Here is a 2894-nt window from a genome sequence, read left to right on the forward strand (position 1 = left end):
ACCCCGCCGCAGAGCCCGACCCCGCCGCAGAGCCCGACCCCGCCGCAGAGCCCGACCGGAAATCACCAGGGGGAGCTTGACCGATCCCGCTGGCGAGGGCACGCGCCGCGGTGGAAGGGTGGACGCGCGGCGCTCGGTGCCGCGGCGAGAGGAGGCGGGGATGCAACGACCGCTCGCCGGTCTGACGGCGCGCAACGCCCTCACGGAGGTGACGGCGGGCGTCACCCTGCTCGCGATCGCCATCCCGTTGAACATCGGATACGCCCAGATCGCCGGGCTGCCCGCGACCGCCGGGCTTTACGCGCTGATCGTCCCCACCGTGCTGTACGCGCTGGTCGTGTCGTCGCGGCAGCTCGTCGCCTCTCCCGACGCGGCGGCGGCCGCGCTCGTCGCCTCGTCCGTCGGCGGGCTGGCCGTGGCCGGGAGCGCCGACTACGCCACGCTCGCACTCGCGCAGGCCGTGCTGTCCGGGCTGATGTTCGTGCTCCTGGCGGTGTTCCGGCTCGGCTTCCTCGCCGACTTCCTGTCGAAGCCGATCCTGGTCGGCTTCGTGGGGGGTCTCGCGCTGGACATCATGGTGAGCCAGATCGCCAAGATGCTGGGCGTGAAGATCGACTCCGGTGCCGAGTTCCCCGAGAAGGCAGTTGCGCTGATCGGCGGACTGCCCACGCTCAACGGCTGGTCCCTGCTGATCGCCGCCGGCTCGGTCGCGGTCCTCCTGATCGGGAAGGCCTTCCTGCGCGCGGTCCCGTGGGCACTCGTCGTCCTGACCCTGACGACCGTGCTCGTGCTGCTGGCTGGGCTCGACGACCGCGGGGTCGACGTGCTGGGCGCCGTCCCCGCCGGTCCCCCCGCGCTGACGTGGCCGGTGCTGGACTGGGGCACGTGGCTGGCGCTCGTGCCGTCCGCGATCGCGCTCACCCTGGTCACCACGGCCGAGGGCCTGCTGGTGTCGCGGTCGTACGCGGAGAAGCACGGGTACCCGTTTCGGGCCAACCGCGACCTGCTCGCGTTCGGCGTCGCGAACGTCGCGGCCGGCGCGCAGGGCAGCTTCGCCGTGGGCTCGTCCACGTCGCGCACGGCCGCGATGGACCAGGCGGGCTCGCGCACGCAGCTGCCCTCGGTCGTGCTCGCCGTCGGCACCCTCCTCCTGCTGCTGTTCGGGACGGCGCTGCTGGAGGACATCCCCTCGCCGGCGATCGGGGCGATCGTGGGCGTCGCCATCATCCCGCTGCTGGGCGTGCGGGAGTTCATCGACCTGTGGCGCAAGGACCGGTTCGAGTTCCTGATCGGCGCGGTCTGCTTCCTCGTCACGCTCCTGATCGGTTCGATCCCCGGGATCCTCGTCGCGTTCGTGCTGGCCCTCATCAACCTCGCCAAGCGCGCGGCCTCCCCCGCGATCGACGTGCTGGAGGCCTCGGGCGATCCGGCGGAGTCGCTGCTGGAGGACGCGCCGTCCGGAGCGACGACGGCACCGGGCATCATCGTGGTGCGCCTGGCCGCGCCGCTCTTCTTCGCCAACGGCACGGTGTTCACGTCCGCGGTGAAGGAGGCGATCCGGGCCGCGGGCGACGGCGCGGTGCAGCACCTCGTCGTCGACATGGAGGCCGTGACCGACGTCGACGTCACGGGCGCCGAGTCGTTCGCCGCTCTGAAACGCTGGCTCGCCGACCGCTCGATCTCGCTGTCGTTCAGCCGCGTGCGCGCGAACACCTGGCGGCGGCTGTCCGAGCTGGAACTGCTCGACGGCGAGCCGCTGCACGCCACCAACCGCGCGGCGATCGCCGCCCTCACCGCGTCGGTCCCCGAGCCGGCGCCCGACGAGAGGTAGACCCATGGGAGCCGCCATCGGAAGTGTCCTCCCCCTCGCGCTCGGCATCGCGATCAGCCCGATCCCCATCATCGCGGCGATCCTGATGCTGCTGTCGCCGAAGGCCCGCGTCACGAGCGTGGGCTTCCTCCTGGGCTGGATCGCGGGCATCGTGGTCGCCGTGAGCGTGTTCACGCTGCTATCCGCCGTGCTCCCCGAGCAGGACCCCGACGCCTCGCGACCCATCCGCGGCACGGTGCAGCTGCTGCTCGGCGTCGGCCTGCTGCTGCTCGCGGTGGGACAGTGGCGCCGTCGCCCCGGCGCCGGTCGCACCGCCAGCATGCCGGCGTGGATGAAGGCGATCGACACGATGCGGTTCCCGATGGCACTCGGGCTCGGATTCCTGCTCTCCGCCGTGAACCCGAAGAACCTGCTGATGGCGGCGGGAGCGGGGGTGGACATCGGCGCGGCCGGCCTGGACGGCGGGGCCCTGGTCGTGGTGATCGGCGTGTTCACGCTGATCGCCGCGTCGACGGTCCTCGTACCGGTGGTGGGGTACCTGGTCGCGGCCGAGCGGCTGCGGGGCCCGCTCGACGCTCTGCGCGCCTGGCTCGCCCAGGAGAACGCGGTCATCATGGCCGTGCTCCTCCTCGTCATCGGCGTGTCGATGATCGGCAAGGGCATCGCCGCGTTCTGAGTCGCCGCAGCCGGAGCGCGGGAACGGGAACGACGCGGGACCGCTATGACCACCTCGCGATGAGTCGGGGATCACCCGATGCCGAGCGCGTGGGCGGCCGCCGTCACCCCCTCGCGGTCGGACACGCCGAGCTTGCGGTAGATGTTGCGCACGTGGGTCTTGACCGTGTTCGGGGAGATGTACTCCTGCGCGGCGATCTCCCGCAGCGTGGCGTTGCGGCACAGGGCGGCCAGCACGATGCGCTCGCGGTGCGTCAGCTCCTCCTCCGCCAGGACGCCGGCGGCGGTGAACCGCTCGCGCACGCGGTCGGCGAACCGGGTGCGCGAACCGGGGGTCGCTCGCGCCGCCAGCAGCTGCGTCACGACCGTCCCGGCCTCCGCGACCCGG

3 protein-coding genes are annotated in these 2894 nt (G+C 72.4%); 2 read left to right on the forward strand and 1 reads right to left on the reverse strand.

Features of this window, described 5'->3' with window-relative positions:
• Nucleotides 1-160: 160 nt before the first annotated feature.
• Nucleotides 161-1831 carry a SulP family inorganic anion transporter gene (locus DW299_RS07950; RefSeq protein ID WP_136036272.1) on the forward strand — a complete coding sequence of 557 codons (1671 nt, stop codon included), beginning with the start codon at nucleotides 161-163 and terminating at the stop codon, nucleotides 1829-1831.
• Nucleotides 1832-1835: 4 nt separating this feature from the next.
• Nucleotides 1836-2507 (forward strand): GAP family protein, encoded by a 672-nt coding sequence (locus tag DW299_RS07955; RefSeq protein ID WP_136032577.1) that lies wholly within the window; start codon nucleotides 1836-1838, stop codon nucleotides 2505-2507.
• A gap of 71 nt (nucleotides 2508-2578) precedes the next feature.
• On the opposite strand, the gene DW299_RS07960 is transcribed toward DW299_RS07955, so the two are convergent.
• A partial coding sequence (locus DW299_RS07960) for a helix-turn-helix domain-containing protein (protein WP_240745346.1) occupies nucleotides 2579-2894 on the reverse strand: 316 nt, incomplete at its 5' end.

The organism is Microbacterium sp. K35 (genome assembly GCF_004794375.1).
GTDB lineage: Bacteria > Actinomycetota > Actinomycetes > Actinomycetales > Microbacteriaceae > Microbacterium > Microbacterium sufflavum.